Source organism: Paraconexibacter sp. (genome assembly GCF_041602235.1).
Lineage (GTDB): Bacteria > Actinomycetota > Thermoleophilia > Solirubrobacterales > Solirubrobacteraceae > Paraconexibacter.
The window spans coordinates 1-14,372 of the sequence record NZ_JBFIGP010000075.1 but is presented as its reverse complement, the minus strand read 5'-3'; the positions used below and the strand labels follow the sequence as shown (position 1 = coordinate 14,372).

Here is a 14,372-nt window from a genome sequence, read left to right as displayed (position 1 = left end):
TTGTCGTTCGGGCCGGTGGGCGTGCAGGCGTCCGGGTTCTTCGAGCTCTTCGGCACCTACGACCGGATGGGCAGCGTCTACCAGCTCGTGGTCGTGCGGCTCTTCGCGCCGCTGGTGGTCGGCGTGATCCTCGCCGGCGCCGCGGGCACCGCGATCTGCGCGAGCCTCGGCGCCCGCGTGGTCCGTGAGGAGACGGCGGCGCTGAGCGTCCTGGGCGTCGACCCGATCAAGAACCTCGTCGTGCCGCGCGTCCTCGCCCTGACGCTCGCGGCATTGCTGTTCGTCGTCTTCGCGATCATCGCCGGGATGCTCGGGGCGCTCCTGGTGCTCTACCAGCACGACGCCGAGGTCCGGCCGTTCCTGGCGACGTTCCGCAGCAACGCCACGGCCCTCGAGCTGCAGGCGGCCATCCTCAAGTCCGGCCTCTACGGAGCGATCATCGCGGTCGTCTGCTGCTACCGGGGGATGACCGTGTCGGGCGGGCCCGAGGGAGTCGGCCGCGCGGTGAACCGCGCGATCGTCACCTGCTTCCTGACGATCGGGTTCACGGACTACGTGTTCACGCAGCTGCTCCTCGCCACGCAGCCCATCCTGTCGCAGGTGCGCGGATGACCGGCAAAGCCGCCCGTCCGACCTCGGCGGCTCGACGCGCCGCCCTCGAGGTGGGGGACGCCGCGCAGTTCTCGGCCGAGGTCATCCGGGGCACCGCGCGGATCCGGCCGTACGCGGTCGAGGTCATGCGACAGGCGACGATCCTGGCCCGCGGGTCGGTGATGATCGTCCTGGCCCTGGTCTTCGCGTTCGGGCTCGTCCTCGGGATCGAGTCCTCGTACGGGGCGCGCCTGGTGGGCGCGCCGTCGCTGGCCGCGCTCGGGCCCGCGCTCGGAGGGCTGCGTGAGCTGACGCCCTACGCGTTCGGCTACATGATGGCCGCCAAGGTCAGTACCGGCTACGTCGCCGAGATCGGCACGATGCGGATCACCGAGGAGCTCGACGCGCTCGACGTCATGGGGCTCGACACACCCGTGTACGTCTGCACGACCCGGCTGCTGGCCGTGTGGATCATCCTGCCGTTCATCTACGGGGTCGCCGTGGTCGTCGGCTTCCTCGGGGCCTACATCGCGGTCGTGCTGCAGATCGGGCAGGTCTCGGCGGGCGGCTACCTCACGCTGTTCTGGCAGTTCCAGAGCGGTCCCGACTTCCTCTTCTCGATCTTCAAGGGACTCCTGATGGGCACGTACGTCGTGCTCGTCGGGGTCTGGTACGGGTTCCGCGTCCGTGGCGGTCCGGTCGAGGTGGGTACGGCCACCGCGCGGGCGATGGTCGTGAACCTGGTCGGCATCCACCTGATCGGGGTGCTCACCAGCCAGGTGTTCTGGGGGGGCAGCGCGCGGCTGCCGATCGGCGGATGACCAACACGCGCACCCGTGCCGTCCGCACGGCGCTCGCGATGGCCTGCCTGCTCGGCGTGGCGGTCGCCGCCGCGCTCGTGCTCCGCGGCGACGGGTACCGCGTCCATGCCCGCTTCGCCAACGCGGGGCTGCTGATTCCCGGCAATCGGGTGGAGGTCGCCGGACGCAAGGTGGGGCACGTGGCCCGCGTCAGCATCGCGCCGGACGGACTCGCCGACGTCGAGCTGCTGGTGGAGGACCGGGCGTTCGCACCGCTGCACGTGGGCACGCGGGCCGAGATCAGGGCGGTCGGGCAGGCAGGCATCGCCAACCGCATCGTCGATCTCACGCCGGGACCGCGGGAGGGCGCCGAGCTTCCGGACGGCGCGGTCCTCGGCCCCGACGTGACGACCGGGATCGTGAACGTCGACGCGTTGCTGGAGTCCTTCGGACCTCGGCAGCGCGCCGCCATGCGGGAGTTCATCGCCCGCAGCGACGAGATCTACGCGGGCTCGGGCGGTCCCGCGTTCAACGCCATGCTGGAGAAGCTCGCCCCCGCGACCGGTCAGCTGAGCGGGTTCTACGGCGAGCTCGCGCGCGATCGCGAAGCGCTCGGCCGCCTGCTGCGGACCGCGAACGTCGCAGCCGGCGCGATCTCCGGCCGTCGCACCGATCTCGTCGACGCGATCGATCGGTCGGCGGTCGCGATGCGCGCGATAGCGTCCGAGCGACGAGCACTCGGACGGGCCTTCGGGCGGGCACCGAAGGTGCTGGGGCAGGCACGCGGAACCCTCGCGCGAGCCCGCGGCGCGGTCGACGACCTGCGCCCGACGTTGCGCGCGATCCCGGCCGCCGAGCGGCCCCTCACCCCCTACCTGCGAGACCTCGCGCGGACGCTGCCCAGGACTCGCGAGGTGGTGGACGCCCTGCGCCGGCAGCTCCCGGACCTCACCGCATCCCTGGCGGGGCTGAGGCCGATCGCCGGTCCGGTCGCGCGCGCCTTCCGCACCACCGGCGTCGCCATGCGCGCCAGCCAACCCATCTTCGAAGGGTTGCGCCTGTACGGACCCGACATGGTGATCGGGCTGCTCGCGGGTGACGGTGGTGTGCCCACGGGCCCGTACGACGCTCTCGGCCACTACGCGAAGCTCGAGTACGTCGAGAGCCCGCAGGCCGCGGTCGAAGGTCGGCTCGGGCGGCTGCTGAACGTCACCGACCTGGTCCCCGGAGTCCTGGGTCTGCGGACCGGCATCACCCGCCGGTGCCCGGGCGGCAATCAGCCCCCCGCGCCGGACGGGTCCAGCCCGTGGGTCCTCGACGAGCGCCTGTGCACCCACGAGGACGACGTTCCCGCGAGCGTGAACGAGCCATGACGCGCACGGTCGCCTTTCTCGCGGGACTGCTCGTCACCGCGGTCGCTGTCACCTTCGGCGTCGCCGGCGGAGGGGGCGGCAGCGAGCCGTACAGGGTGGCGGCCGTGTTCGACACGGCCCGCGGCCTCGTTCCGGGCCAGCAGGTCAAGGTCGCCGGGGCCCCGGTCGGACGCGTCGAGCGGGTAGCGGTGATCGCGGGTCCCAAGGCCAGGGTCGAGATGACCGTCGAACGGCGCTTCGCCCCGTTCGGGAGCGACGCGACCTGCACCATCCTGCCCGAGGGCCTGATCAGCGAGAACTACGTCGAGTGCCGTCCCGGCCGGCGCGACCGCGCGTTGCCGCCCACGGCCGGCGGGCTCCCGACCGTCCCGCTGCAGCAGACCACCGTGCCGACGTCGCTGCAGGATCTCCTGAACGCGTTCTCGCTCCCGGTCGACGACCGCATCCGCGCCATCATCACCGAGCTCGGCCTCGCCACGGCCGGACGCGGGGAGGACCTGAATGCGCTGCTGCGACGAGCCAACCCGGCCTTGCAGCAGACCCAGCGCGTCCTCGACGTCCTCGAGGCCCAGCGAGCCCAGCTCGGTGACGCGGTGCGCGACACCGATCGCGTCCTGGCGTCCCTCGCGAGCGGCGACGCCGATGTCCGTGGCTTCGTGCGCTCGACCGCCGATCTCGCGACGGCGACCGCCGCCCACCGCGACCAGCTCGCCCGTGCCGTCGCGGACCTGCCGTCGATGCTGCGCACGGCGCGGCCGGGCTTGCGCGCGCTGCGCACCACCGCGCGCCGGACCGCGCCTCTGCTGCGCGAGCTGCGAGCGTCGGCACCGGAGCTCGGGCGTCTGGCGCGCCAGGTCGACCCGTTCGTGCGGGACGGAGCCCCGGCCGTTCGGGCGCTGGTCAGCTCCTCGCGCGCGGCACGTCCGGCGGTCCGCCGCGCGGGCCCCGTCACGCGGGCGCTCGCCGCCACGGCCACGACCCTCGAGAAGGCCGCGCCGGCACTCGACGCACTCCTCAGCAGCACCCGGGACCGGGGCGGGTTCGAGGGCCTGCTGCGGATCTCCTACTCGACGGCGGTGTCGATGTCGGCCTACGACGACATCTCCCACATCGTCGGGCTCGCGGTCACGGCCTTCCCGCAGTGCATCCAGGATCCGACCGTCAAGGCCTGCAACCACAACTACCGTGCGCCCGGCAACGGCACGATCCCGGTCAACAACCCCGAGTGCCCGGCCCACGGGGGCGCGACCTGGGACGCTCCGACCACCTGCACCGCCAACCCGGCCGCCGTGCGGCGTGCGGTCGAGCAGGCCCGAGGGAAGCGTCGTCGCGCGAAGGCACGGCGGCCCGCTCCCACGGTCGCGCAGCCGGGACGCGAGCCTCGCCGGCCCACGCCGCCCTCCACGCGCCCCGGACCTGGCCGGCCGAACGAGGTCGTCCCGCCGATCACGCTCCCCGGCCTGCCGAAGCTGCACGACGTGCTCCCGCCGGTCTCCCGTCCCGGGATCGCGCCGTTGCGGACCGGCACGCGGTCGACATCCGCCCTCCTCGACTACCTCCTGCGGCCATGACGCGTCGACGTCCGGACACCGCGCGTCTCCACGTGCTGCTCGGGATCGTCGGTCTCGTCGTGATCGCCGCCGTCGTGTGGATCAGCTACGGGGCGTTGCGCGGGCTGCCGCTCGAGCAGCGGTACCGCATCACCGCGATCGTCCCGAGCGCCCAGCGGCTGCACGTGACCGACGAGGTCAGGATCGCCGGGACACGGGTCGGACAGGTGGACCGGATCGAGCCCCGGCCCGGCGAGCCGGCGTCGATCCTTCTCCACCTGAAGCTCGACGCCGACGTCGAGCCCTTGCCGGCCGACACCCGCATCGCCGTCCGGCCCGCGTCGGTGCTCGGCGCGACCTACGTCGACCTGGTGCCGGGAGTCGCCACCGCGACGATCGGTCCCGGCCAGCAGCTCCCGGCCTCCGCAGCGCGACGGACGGTCGCGATCACCGACCTGTTCGACCTCTTCGACCGACAGGCGTCGAAGGATCTCGCCGTCGCGATGTCCGGGTTCGGGGACGGGTTGGCCGGCCGCGGACCTGCGATGGGGGTGAGCATCCACGCCGCCGCGGAGCTGCTCGATCCCCTGCGGCGGGTCATGCGCACGCTGGCGGCCCCGTCGACAGGGCTCGCGCCGTTCCTGGAGGCCTCGGCCCGGTTCTCGGGTGCGCTCGCATCGGTGCGCGAACCGCTGGCCTCGATGACCACCGGCGGCGCCACCACCTTCGCCGCGCTCGCATCCGACCCGGCGGCCCTCGGGGCGGCGATCGATGAGACCGCACCGACGGCACGCGCGGTCGAGCGGTCCCTGCGGCGTACGACGCCGCTGCTGGGGCGGACGGCCAGGCTCGCCAGTCAACTGCGTCAGGGAGCGCAGCTCGCGCCCGGAGCGCTCCGCGCGCTCAACGACACCCTGCGAGCCGGACGTCCCGCCCTGCGCGCCGTCCCCGAGACGGCGACCCGCATGACCGCGTCGATGCACGCCCTGCGCCGCCTCAGCTCGCTCGGCACGACCCGGCCGGCGATCGCGGTGTTCGGCGACCTGATCACGGCGGTGGACCAGTTCACCTCCGTGCTCGCGCCCGCCCAGGTCCACTGCAACGTGATCGCGTTGACCGGGCAGGGCTACTCCTCGTTCATCGGCACGGTCGGCGTCGGAGAGGGACCGGCGCTGTGGAACCTCGGGGTGGCGACGACCGGCGCCGAAGGGGAGGCGTTCCAGGCCAGCGCCCCCGCTCCCGACCTCAAGGTCAACTACATGCCGAACTCCAACGCCCAGGAGTGCGAGTCGGGGAACGAGCCGCCGAACCCCGGCAAGGCGATCGGCAACCCGCCCGGCCTCCAGCCGCGGACCACGCGGATCACGCAACCGCCCCCAGGGACCCGCGAGAAGGCTGCCGCCGCCGGACTGCTCACGGAGGCCGCGCGATGACCGCCCGGCATCAGGAGGCGAGCGAGCGACGGCATCTTCGCGCTGCCGTGCTGCTCCTCGTGACGCTCGCGGTCATCACCGCGGTGGCGTTCGGCCGCGATCACCTCGGGCAGTTCGGCACGTACGAGATCCGGGGGCAGTTCACGTCCGCCAACCGCCTGCGTGTCGGCAGCGACGTGCGCATCGCCGGGGTCACCGTGGGGGAGGTGCGCGCGATCACGTCCGGGCCACACGACACGTCGATCGTGCGCATGCGCATGGAGGAGGGCGCGCGTCCCGTCCACGCCGACGCGACGCTCGCGATCAGGCCGCGCCTGATCCTCGAAGGGAACTTCTACGTCGACCTGCGCCCCGGCACGCCGGCGGCGCCCGAGCTGGAGTCCGGCGGGCTCGTCCCCGTCGGCCGGACCACCACGCCGGTGCAGGCCGACCAGGTGCTGACGACCTTCGACCGGGGCACGCGCGAGGCGCTGCACGGCGGGCTCGCGGCCTTCGCCGAGGGCCTGGGACGTGCCGAGCACGTCCCGAGGACCGTGCCCAGCGGTGCACGTGGCGCGCGCCGCACCGTCCGCGCCCTGGAGGCGTCGCTGGACAGCTTCGGCGCCGTCGCGACCGCCGCCCGGGGAAGCCGTGCGGGCGACCTTCCCCGTGCGCTCATCGCGACCGGCGACGTCACGTCGGCCCTGGCCCGTTCGCCGCGGGCGCTGGCGGAGTTCATGACCAACATGCGCACCGTGATGGGCGCTCTCGCGGCGCGTGACGCCGAGCTCGCGGCGGCGATCCGCGGGTTCGACGAGGTGCTCGCGGCGGCGCCGGAGCCACTCACGCGCCTCGATCGCGGGCTCCCCGCGCTCAGGCGGCTGGCCGTCGCGGCCCGCCCGCTGCTGCGCTCGATGCCGGGGACCGTCCGAGACGCCCAGGCGTTCCTCGACCAGCTCGACGGCCTGTCCGCGCCGCGCGAGCTTCCCGGCCTGCTGCGGGAGCTACGACCGATCAGCGCCACTCTGCCGCGCCTCGAGCCACAGCTGGGGGCCCTCGCCGACCGGGTCATCCCGGTCTCGCGTTGCCTGTCGGAGACCGTGGTCCCCGCCCTGAACATGAAGCTCGACGACGGGGTGCACAGCACCGGCGATCCGGCGTGGCTCGACATGCTCCACGCGTTCACGGCCGCCGTCGGCTTCGCCGCCGCCTTCGACGGCAACGGGGTCGCGGTCCGGGCCGGGATCACCCAGGGCGAGGGGACGCTGATCGGCGCGTCACCGGCGACCGGCGGTGTCGCGGTGGCGGACGGTCCGCCCGTCCGGGGCATCCGGCCGACGTGGCTGGGATACGGCAAGGACCCCCAGTGGAACCCGGGCGCGCCGTGCGCCGAGCAGCAGCTCCCCAACATGCGGGCCCGCTCCGGGACACCGCCGGCGTGGATGCGGAGGGGCCGCTGATGCGCACCCGCCGCCAGGTGTACGTCCAGTTCCTCGCCGCGTTCGCGGTCCTCGGAGCGCTGGGCCTCGGGGCTTCGCTGTACGTGCTGGCCAAGCAGCGCGTCGCCCTGCCGTTCGAGCGCTTCGGCACGTTGAGCGTGGAGGTGGCGGAGGCGGACGGCGTGCTGGCGGGCGTCGGTCAGCCCGTCAACGTCGCCGGTGTGAAGGTGGGGCAGATCACCGGTGTCGAGCTCGTGGACGGCCGCGCCGTGATCCGCCTGCGACTCGACCGCGAGCAGGTCCCCGAGGTCCGCGCCAACGCGACGGTGGCGCTGCAGCCCATCACGCCGCTGAAGGACATGCAGCTCGACCTCGACCCTGGACGGCCGCCCGCCCGGGTGCTGGCGGACGGGGCACGCCTCGGCGTCGATCGCAGCTCGGTGCCGGTCCCACTGGCGGATCTGCTCTCACGGCTGGACGCGGACACCCGGACCTACCTCACGGGTCTGATCGCGGCGGTGGCGGGTGGCACGCGGGAGCGTGGACCCGATCTCCGGCGGATGCTCCTGGCGCTCGGCCCGGCCACCGAGTCGGCCGGGCGGGTGTCCCGGGCCCTCGAGGCCCGACGCAGGGCGCTCGCCCGCCTCGTGACCAACCTCGGCAAGGTCACGTCGGCGGCGTCGCGTGACCGCCGGCTCGCCGAGGTCGTCACCTCGGGCAACGCGGTCCTCGCCTCGCTCGCGAGCCAGGACCAGGCGCTGCGCGCGACGCTCGACGAGCTTCCGCCGACACTGGCACAGACCCGGGCGACGCTCCGCGCCGCCACCCCCCTGGCCGACGAGCTCGGACCGACGGCTGCCGCGCTGGAGCCGCCGGTCCGCCGGCTGCCCGGCGCGCTGGAGCGGCTGCGCCCGTTCGTGCGGCAGACGACGACGGCGCTGCGGGCGGACATCCGCCCACTGGTGCGCGCCGCCCGACCGCTGCTCCGCGACGCGGCGCCGGCGGTGGTGTCGCTGCGGTCGGCTGCACCACCGCTGACCGACGCGGTCGCCGCGCTCACGTACTTCTTCAACACGCTCGCCTACAACCCGCCCGGACCCGAGGAGGAGGGCATGCTGTTCTGGCTCGCCTGGGGGTTCCACAACCTCAACTCCCTGGCCTCGACCGCCGACGCCCACGGCGCGATCGCGCGCGCGACGCGCGTGGTCGACTGCGCCGGGCTGCAGGACATGGAGCAGCTCCAGGACGCCATGGGCGTGCTGGGTGCGTGTCCCGAGTAGCCATGGAAACGTCGATCCCATCCTGGCGCAGGCTCGGCCTCCCGGTCGTCTTCGGACTCCTGTGCGTCGTGCTGACGCTCGGGGCACTGCGCATGGTCGGCGGGGCGCTCCCGCTCGGGGCGAAGGGGTACGAGCTCACGGTGCCGCTGCCGAGCGCGACGAACCTCGTCGTCGGATCCGACGTGCAGCAGGCCGGCGTGCGGATCGGCCGCGTGCGCTCGGTGGTCCGTACCGGCTCGCGTGCGCGAGCCCTGATCGAGATCGACGACGAGTTCGCTCCGCTGGGATCCGAGGCTGCGGCGACCGTCCGGACCAAGACCATGCTCGGTGAGGGGTACCTGGAGATCGCCCCCGGTCCGGCGAGCGCCCCTCGGCTGCGCGACGGAGGTCGGATGCCTGCGGGCAACGTCCGTCCCGCGGTGCAGCTCGACGAGTTCCTGGAGACGTTCACTCCACCGACGCGGGCGCGCTTTCGCTCCTTCCTCCACGGCTTCGGCGTCGCCTTCGACCGTCGGTCGAAGGACTTCAGCGATGCGCTCGGATCGTTCGCCCCTCTCGCCACGAGCGCGGACGAGGTGCTGGACGAGTTGGACGGACAGCAGCGGGACCTCGAGCAGGTGCTCGCGCGCTCCGGGGTCGTGTTCGACGCGATCGGTCGCCGCGAGGGCGCGGTGCGCCGGGCGGTCGGCTCGGCCGACGAGGTGCTGCGCGAGACCGCGCGGCGCAACGCGGAGCTGACGGCCACCGTGCGCGCGCTCCCCCCCTTCCTCCGGGAGCTGCGGCGGACCGCCGACGTCGTCCGGGCGAGCAGCGGCGATCTCCAGGCAGGGGTGGGGGCGCTGGAGCGGGCGGCGCCGGCCGTCGCCCCGGCCCTGCGCTCGATCGGTCGTGACGTGCCCGCCTTCACGTCCCTGTTCGACGAGCTGCCGCCGGTGCTGAGGGCCGGGCGCGCCGGGTTCCCTGCGCTCACGCGGGTGCTCGACGCGGCGGGACCGTCCCTCCGGGACGTGCTCGGCGCCACCCGCGAGCTGCAGCCGATCATGGAGTTGCTGGCGGCGTATCGCCGGCCCTCGCTGCTCGGGCCGCTCTCGAACGTCGGGTCGTTCTCCAACGGGACCATGGTCGGGCCCGGAGGACGCATCCTGCACCGTGGCGGCGGCGCCATCACGGTCTGGAACGAGACCATCGGCGGCTGGATCAAGCGCCTCCCGACCAACCGGGCCAATCCGTACCTGAAGCCGGACGGCCTGGACGCGATGGGGCGCGAGCCGCTGCAGTCCTACGACTGCCGCAACGTCGGCAACGTCCCGTACGTCCCCGCGACCGGCACCGGCGCACCTCCGTGCGTGACCCAGGGACCGTGGACGTACAACGGGAGGTCGGCGTTCTATCCGAGGCTGCTGCCGGCGCCGGTGCGGTGACGCCGTAAGTTCTCACCCGTCCGCCGGTTTGGGAGACATGCGACGTTCATGGCTCATCGGTGCGGCGATGTGGGCGGTGCTGGCGGTGGGCCACACCGCGCAGGCCGCCGAGTACGACATCACCGCGACCGCCGACGGGCCCGGCTCTTGCGTGGCGGGCAGTGCCACCTGCACCCTCCGGCAGGCGATCATCGACGCCAAGGGGACGGTCGGCCGGGACACGATCCGGGTCCCGCCGGGCACCTACGACCTGACCGGCCAGGACCTGATCCTCGCCATCGGCGAGCAGGTCGACATCGTCGGGACGGACCCACGGACGACCGTCCTGCGGGAGGTGTCCGGTGGGGATGGTCGGGTCTTCCTCGTCGAGCAGGACGCGTCGCTGCACCTGAATGGGGTGACCGTCACGGGCACGACCGCGGCCTCCGCGATCCTGCTCTTCGGCGGGGGGAACGACCTGCTACTGCGGGATTCGGTGATCGCGGGCAACTCCGCCGCTCGGGGAGCCGCGATCGACGCCACCAGCGGTGCGGCGGTGGTCGTGGAGGCGAGCACGCTCCATGGGAACACGGCGACCGAGCGAGGCGGCGCCATCCGCGTGGCGGGCGGAAGCACGATCGACGTGCGGAGGTCGACGATCGCGGCGAACGCCGCGCCCCTTGGTGCGGGCGTGTCCGTCCAGTCCGGGTCGGTGAGCTTCGTGCAGTCCACCGTCGCGGGAGGGCTCGGCGGCGGCGCGGACCTCGACACCGCGGCGGGCGCCACGGTGCAGGCGCGGGCCACCGTCCTGGGTGGATGCACCGGGGCGGGGGTGACGTCGCTCGGGGCGAACCTCGACGCCGGGACCGGGTGTGGGCTCGCCGCGCCGGGAGATCGGAGCGGCGCCGACCCCCAGTTGGCCGCGCTCGGGGAGGCCGGTGGTCCCACCCCGACCCGTCTGCCGCTGGCCGGCAGCCCGTTGCTGGACGCCGATCCGGGGTGTCCGGCGGGAGGCCTCGATCAGCGCGGCGTCGCCCGCCCGCAGGGGGGCGCCTGCGACATCGGTGCGGTGGAGGTCGTCGTGGCGCCGCCCGCGGTCGCCCCGTCGCAGGAGCAGCCGCAGCAGGTCCTGAATCCGTCGTCGCCGCCGAGGATCCGGAGCCTGGCGCTGCGCCCGACGAGGTTCCGCGTCGGCACCCGTCGCGGACGCGGCACGAGCGTACGGGTCGTGGTCGCGGACGCCGCGGTCCTGCGCCTCCGCGTGCAGCGCCGGGTGGCGGGACGCCGCGTCGCGGGCCGTTGCCGTGCGCCGGGTGGCAGGCGGGTCCGGTCCACGCGCCGCTGCAGCCGCTGGGTGTGGGTGAAGGGCGCGGTCGAGCGTCCGCTGCCGAAGGGCACGTCGAGGGTGCGCTTCAGTGGACGGCTCGCCGGGCGCTCGCTGCGTCCCGGGTCCTATCGGCTGGTCGCGCGCATCCGGGCGGCCGGCGGGGGCTCGCACGGACGCGCGCTGCATCGCTCCTTCCGGGTGGTGCGTGCATCCACCGCCGCCGGGCGACGCTGATCGCACGAAGGCCCCGGACAACGACGAGGGGCCCGCGCTGGCGGGCCCCTCGGTGCGGCTCGAAGTGCCCGGGACGGGCGCTTCGGGTCCTTACATCATGCCGCCCATGCCGCCCATGTCGGGCATGCCGCCGCCACCGTTGTCGGAGTCGGGGATCTCACAGACGATCGCCTCGGTGGTGAGGATGTTCTTCGCGATCGACGCCGCGTTCTGCAGGGCAGAGCGCGTCACCATGGCGGGGTCGATGACGCCCGCCGCGATGAGGTCGACGATCTCGCCCGTGGCGGCGTTGAGGCCGAAGCCCTTCTTCGCCTTGCGGACGTCGTTCACCACGACCGAGCCCTCGAGTCCGGCGTTCTCGGCGATCTGACGGAGCGGCTCCTCGAGCGAGCGCAGGATGATCCGGGCGCCCGTCTGCTCGTCGGAGCTGTAGTCGTCGAGCTTGAGGGTGTCGCCGGCCTGCAGCAGCGCGACGCCACCACCGGGGACGATGCCCTCCTCGAGCGCCGCGCGGGTCGCCTGGAGGGCGTCCTCGACACGGTGCTTCTTCTCCTTCATCTCCGTCTCGGTGGCCGCGCCGACCTTCACGACGGCGACGCCGCCGGAGAGCTTGGCGAGACGCTCCTGGAGCTTCTCCCGATCGAAGTCGGAGTCGGTGTTCTCGACCTCGGACTTGATCTGGCTGATGCGGCCCTTGATGGCAGCCGCGTCGCCCGACCCGTCGACGATCGTGGTCGTGTCCTTGGACACCACGACGCGGCGGGCACGGCCCAGCTGGGAGATCTGGGTGTTCTCGAGCTTGAGACCCATCTCCTCGGTGATGACCTCGCCGCCCGTCAGGATGGCGATGTCCTCGAGCATGCGCTTGCGGCGGTCGCCGAAGCCCGGCGCCTTGACCGCAACACCGGTGAAGGTGCCGCGCAGCTTGTTCACGACGAGCGTCGCGAGGGCCTCGCCCTCGACGTCCTCGGCGATGATGAGGATCGACTTGCCCGACTGGATGACCTGCTCGAGAACGGGCAGGACGTCGCGGACGGAACCGATCTTCTGGTTCGCGATGAGGATGTACGGCTCCTCGAGCACGGCCTCCATGCGGTCCTGGTCGGTGACCATGTAGGGCGAGATGTAGCCCTTGTCGAACTGCATGCCCTCGGTGAACTCGAGGTCCATGCCGAAGGTCTGGCCCTCCTCGACGTTCACGACGCCGTCCTTGCCGACCTTGTCGATCGCGTCGGCGATGACGTCGCCGATCTCCTCATCACCGGCGGAGATGGTCGCCACGCGGGCGATCTGCTCCTTGCCGTCGACGGGCTTGGACTGCTTGGCGATGTTCTCGACGATGCTGTTGACGGCCGTCTCGATGCCCTTCTTGAGGGCGAGCGGGTTGGCGCCGGCAGCGACGTTCTTGAGGCCGGCCCGGACGATCGCCTGGGCGAGCACCGTGGCGGTCGTGGTGCCGTCACCCGCGACGTCGTTGGTCGCCGTGGCGACCTCACGCACGAGCTGGGCGCCCTGGTTCTCGAAGACGTCCTCGACCTCGATCTCACGAGCGATCGTGACACCGTCGTTCGTGATGGTCGGGGCGCCGAACTTCTTGTCGAGGACGACGTAGCGGCCCTTCGGGCCGAGCGTCACCTTGACGGCGTTGGCGACGGCGTCCACACCGGCCTCGAGGGCCTTGCGTGCGTTCGCGTCGTAGCGGATTTCCTTGTGAGCCATGAGTGGTTCCTTTTCCTACTTCTCGACCTTGGCGAGGACGTCGGACTCGCGCAGGACCAGCAGGTCCTCGCCGTCGACCTTGATCTCGGTGCCGCCGTACTTGCTGTACAGGACGGTGTCTCCGGTTGCGACGTCGAGCGGGATGCGCTTGCCGTCGTCTTCGAGCTTGCCGTCGCCGACGGCGAGGACCTCGCCCTTCTGCGGCTTCTCCTTGGCGGTGTCGGGGAGGACGAGACCGCTGGCGGTCGTCTCCTCCTCCTCGATCGCCCGCACGATCAGTCGATCGCCCAGGGGCTTGAGCTTCATGTGTGACCCTCCGTACTGGAGTCTGTGGTGGAACAGGCAGATCGCGCTCTGTTGGCACTCTCACCGTGAGAGTGCCAGCGCGTGCTCGCAGCATACACACCGGAGAGGGTCGGTCAATCCCCCGTTGGCACTCTTTTCACCTGAGTGCCAATCCTGGCCGGTGTCACCGCGGTCATCACGGGCCAGGCAGCGGGCACCCGCCGAGCGTGGATAGCCTGCCGCCGGTGTCGTCGCTCACCTCCCGCGTCCGATCCCGTGCCCGCACCGTCGTCGAACGCGCCGCCGGACGAGCAGGGGTGGAGGTCCGCCGCCGTGGGCGCGGACCGCGCCGGACCCTTCCGGAGGTGCTCGCGCACTACGCGCAGCTCGGCGTGGCTCCCGAGACGATCGTCGACGTCGGGGTCGCCGCCGGCACACCTGAGCTCTACGCCGCCTTCCCCTCCGCCCGGCGCCTGCTGGTCGAGCCGCTGCGGGAATGGGAGCCCGGCCTGCAGGCGATCGTGTCCGCCGCTCCCTCCGGGTCCGCCTACGAGCTGTGCGCCGCCGGGCCGCAGGACGGAGAGCTCGAGATCGGAGTCCACCGGGTGCTCGCCTGCTCGTCCGTCGTCGGGGATCGGGCCGGTGACGGCGTCGACGTCGAGCGCCGCATCGTTCCCGTCCGCCGGATCGACGATCTCGTACGGGCCCACGGTCTCAACGGGCCGTTCGTGCTCAAGGCGGATGTGGAGGGCGCGGAGCTCCAGGTGCTCGCCGGGGCATCCGACACCCTCGCCGTCTCCCAGCTCGTGCTGCTGGAGGTCTCGCTGTTCGCGCTGAACCCGGGCGCGGCGCAGCTCGCCGAGGTCGTCGGGTGGATGGCCGAGCACGGCTGGGCCGTCGCCGACCTCTACAACGGGCACCTGCGCCCGCTCGACGGGCAGCTCGCCCAGATCGACATCGCG

General features: G+C 72.8%; 12 protein-coding genes. 10 read left to right on the top strand and 2 right to left on the bottom strand.

The window, feature by feature from the left end; genetic code table 11:
• The 9 genes from ABYE80_RS08425 to ABYE80_RS08385 form a co-directional block, all read left to right on the top strand.
• On the top strand, nt 1-612 hold a 612-nt coding region (locus tag ABYE80_RS08425), incomplete at its 5' end, for an ABC transporter permease (protein ID WP_372789825.1).
• Nucleotides 609-1,412 (top strand): MlaE family ABC transporter permease, encoded by an 804-nt coding sequence (locus ABYE80_RS08420; RefSeq protein WP_372789824.1) that lies wholly within the window; start codon nt 609-611, stop codon nt 1,410-1,412. The genes ABYE80_RS08425 and ABYE80_RS08420, both read left to right, overlap by 4 nt.
• Nucleotides 1,409-2,764, top strand: a complete 1,356-nt coding sequence (locus tag ABYE80_RS08415) for an MlaD family protein (RefSeq protein WP_372789823.1) — start codon at nt 1,409-1,411, stop codon at nt 2,762-2,764. The genes ABYE80_RS08420 and ABYE80_RS08415 overlap by 4 nt, the downstream gene beginning before the upstream one ends.
• A complete protein-coding gene (locus tag ABYE80_RS08410; RefSeq protein ID WP_372789822.1) occupies nt 2,761-4,335 on the top strand; it encodes an MlaD family protein in 1,575 nt (524 codons plus the stop codon). Before ABYE80_RS08415 ends, ABYE80_RS08410 begins: the two co-directional genes overlap by 4 nt.
• Nucleotides 4,332-5,747: an MlaD family protein gene (locus tag ABYE80_RS08405; RefSeq protein WP_372789821.1), complete on the top strand. Its 1,416-nt coding sequence runs from the start codon at nt 4,332-4,334 to the stop codon at nt 5,745-5,747. The genes ABYE80_RS08410 and ABYE80_RS08405 overlap by 4 nt, the downstream gene beginning before the upstream one ends.
• Nucleotides 5,744-7,186, top strand: coding sequence for an MlaD family protein (locus tag ABYE80_RS08400; RefSeq protein ID WP_372789820.1), 1,443 nt, complete (start codon nt 5,744-5,746; stop codon nt 7,184-7,186). The genes ABYE80_RS08405 and ABYE80_RS08400 overlap by 4 nt, the downstream gene beginning before the upstream one ends.
• Complete coding sequence (locus tag ABYE80_RS08395) at nt 7,186-8,445, top strand: MlaD family protein (protein WP_372789819.1); 1,260 nt, start codon at nt 7,186-7,188, stop codon at nt 8,443-8,445. The genes ABYE80_RS08400 and ABYE80_RS08395 overlap by 1 nt, the downstream gene beginning before the upstream one ends.
• A 2-nt stretch (nt 8,446-8,447) precedes the next feature.
• Nucleotides 8,448-9,866 carry an MlaD family protein gene (locus tag ABYE80_RS08390; protein WP_372789818.1) on the top strand — a complete coding sequence of 473 codons (1,419 nt, stop codon included), beginning with the start codon at nt 8,448-8,450 and terminating at the stop codon, nt 9,864-9,866.
• Between the two features lie 37 nt (nt 9,867-9,903).
• Nucleotides 9,904-11,406, top strand: coding sequence for a choice-of-anchor Q domain-containing protein (locus ABYE80_RS08385; RefSeq protein ID WP_372789817.1), 1,503 nt, complete (start codon nt 9,904-9,906; stop codon nt 11,404-11,406).
• Between the two features lie 90 nt (nt 11,407-11,496).
• On the opposite strand, the gene groL is transcribed toward ABYE80_RS08385, so the two are convergent.
• On the bottom strand, nt 11,497-13,125 hold the full coding sequence (groL, locus tag ABYE80_RS08380) for a chaperonin GroEL (protein ID WP_372789816.1): 1,629 nt from the start codon (nt 13,123-13,125) through the stop codon (nt 11,497-11,499).
• Nucleotides 13,126-13,140: 15 nt separating this feature from the next.
• Nucleotides 13,141-13,431: a co-chaperone GroES gene (gene groES, locus ABYE80_RS08375; RefSeq protein ID WP_372789815.1), complete on the bottom strand. Its 291-nt coding sequence runs from the start codon at nt 13,429-13,431 to the stop codon at nt 13,141-13,143.
• A gap of 224 nt (nt 13,432-13,655) precedes the next feature.
• On the opposite strand from groES, the gene ABYE80_RS08370 reads away from it, so the two are divergent.
• Nucleotides 13,656-14,372 (top strand): FkbM family methyltransferase (locus tag ABYE80_RS08370; protein ID WP_372789814.1); only part of this gene is annotated, 717 nt, incomplete at its 3' end.

Excerpts from the sequence above, each read along its gene's own strand:
- ABYE80_RS08420 (WP_372789824.1), top strand. The coding sequence starts at position 609 with ATGACCGGCAAAGCCGCCCGTCCGACCTCGGCGGCTCGACGCGCCGCC.
- ABYE80_RS08415 (WP_372789823.1), top strand. The coding sequence starts at position 1,409 with ATGACCAACACGCGCACCCGTGCCGTCCGCACGGCGCTCGCGATGGCC.
- ABYE80_RS08410 (WP_372789822.1), top strand. The coding sequence starts at position 2,761 with ATGACGCGCACGGTCGCCTTTCTCGCGGGACTGCTCGTCACCGCGGTC.
- ABYE80_RS08405 (WP_372789821.1), top strand. The coding sequence starts at position 4,332 with ATGACGCGTCGACGTCCGGACACCGCGCGTCTCCACGTGCTGCTCGGG.
- ABYE80_RS08400 (WP_372789820.1), top strand. The coding sequence starts at position 5,744 with ATGACCGCCCGGCATCAGGAGGCGAGCGAGCGACGGCATCTTCGCGCT.
- ABYE80_RS08395 (WP_372789819.1), top strand. The coding sequence starts at position 7,186 with ATGCGCACCCGCCGCCAGGTGTACGTCCAGTTCCTCGCCGCGTTCGCG.
- ABYE80_RS08390 (WP_372789818.1), top strand. The coding sequence starts at position 8,448 with ATGGAAACGTCGATCCCATCCTGGCGCAGGCTCGGCCTCCCGGTCGTC.
- ABYE80_RS08385 (WP_372789817.1), top strand. The coding sequence starts at position 9,904 with ATGCGACGTTCATGGCTCATCGGTGCGGCGATGTGGGCGGTGCTGGCG.
- groL (WP_372789816.1), bottom strand. The coding sequence starts at position 13,125 with ATGGCTCACAAGGAAATCCGCTACGACGCGAACGCACGCAAGGCCCTC.
- groES (WP_372789815.1), bottom strand. The coding sequence starts at position 13,431 with ATGAAGCTCAAGCCCCTGGGCGATCGACTGATCGTGCGGGCGATCGAG.